Below are 1,229 nucleotides of genomic sequence, written 5' to 3' on the forward strand. Positions count from 1 at the left end.
CCCCTTGCCCGCCACCGAGATCCCCGCGATCCGGCACGATTGGACCGTGGCCGAGATCCAGGCGATCCACGACCTGCCGCTCCTCGACCTCGTGTTCCGGGCGGCACAGGTCCACCGCGCCCATAACGACCCGGCCGATATCCAGCGCGCCGCCCTGCTGTCGATCAAGACCGGCGCCTGTCCCGAGGATTGCGCCTATTGCCCGCAATCGGCGCACCACAAGGGCACCGGCCTGCCGCGCGAGCGCCTGATGGCGGTGGACAAGGTGCTTAAGGAGGCCGCCGCCGCGAAAGCCGCCGGAGCCCATCGCTTCTGCATGGGCGCCGCCTGGCGCCAGCCCAAGGACGGCCCGGAATTCGATGCCGTCCTCTCCATGGTGCGCGGTGTCCGCGGCCTCGGAATGGAAGCCTGCGTCACGCTCGGCATGCTCACCCCGTCCCAGGCGGGCCGCCTCGCCGAGGCCGGGCTGACCTCCTACAACCACAACCTCGATACCGGCCCGGATTTCTACGGCGACATCATCTCGACGCGGACCTACGAGGATCGCCTCAACACCCTTCAGAACGTGCGCGATGCCGGGATCGGCGTCTGTTGCGGCGGCATCGTCGGCATGGGTGAGGGCGTGAAGGACCGCGCGGCGATGCTTCAGGTGCTCGCCAACCACGCCCCCCATCCCGAGAGCGTGCCGATCAACGCCCTAGTGGCCGTCGAGGGGACCCCTCTCGAGGACCGTCCGCCCGTGGACCCGCTCGATCTCGTCCGGATGTGCGCCACCGCCCGCATCGTCATGCCGAAGGCGCGTGTGCGTCTCAGCGCCGGCCGCAAGGGGCTAACCCGCGAAGCGCAGATCCTGTGCTTCCTCGCCGGCGCGAACTCGATCTTCTACGGCGAGCGCCTCCTCACCACGGCCAATAACGAGACCGATGCCGATGCCGAACTGCTTCGCGACATCGGCATCACCGTGCCGGGCCTGACCCTGGCGGCCGCGGAATAGGCTCAGGGCGACGTCGTCGGGCGGTCCGGGATCACGATCCGGAAGCGGGCGCCTTCCCCCTCCCCCGTCGTATCCAGCGTGAGAGAGCCGCCCTGAAGCTCGATCAGTTCGGCGGCGATCGGAAGCCCGAGCCCGGTCCCGCCCGCGCGCGTCGACCCCTCGAACGGTGAGAACAGGTTCCCCCCCGCCCGTCCGGGAAGCCCAGGCCCGTTATCCGCGATGAGGATCGTCACCC

Annotated in this window: 2 protein-coding genes; one reads left to right on the forward strand and one right to left on the reverse strand. The window is 69.6% G+C overall.

Annotated features, from left to right (window positions below; translation table 11 throughout):
- Window positions 1-4: 4 nt before the first annotated feature.
- A complete protein-coding gene (bioB, locus tag MBTS_RS23270) occupies window positions 5-994 on the forward strand; it encodes a biotin synthase BioB (protein ID WP_147832822.1) in 990 nt (329 codons plus the stop codon).
- 2 nt (window positions 995-996) lie between these two features.
- Here the strand turns inward: bioB and MBTS_RS23275 are convergent.
- Window positions 997-1,229: ATP-binding protein (locus MBTS_RS23275; RefSeq protein ID WP_192216604.1), on the reverse strand; the 233-nt coding region annotated here is incomplete at its 5' end.

Origin of the sequence: Methylobacterium bullatum, assembly GCF_014845095.1 — a bacterium.
Lineage (GTDB): Bacteria > Pseudomonadota > Alphaproteobacteria > Rhizobiales > Beijerinckiaceae > Methylobacterium > Methylobacterium bullatum.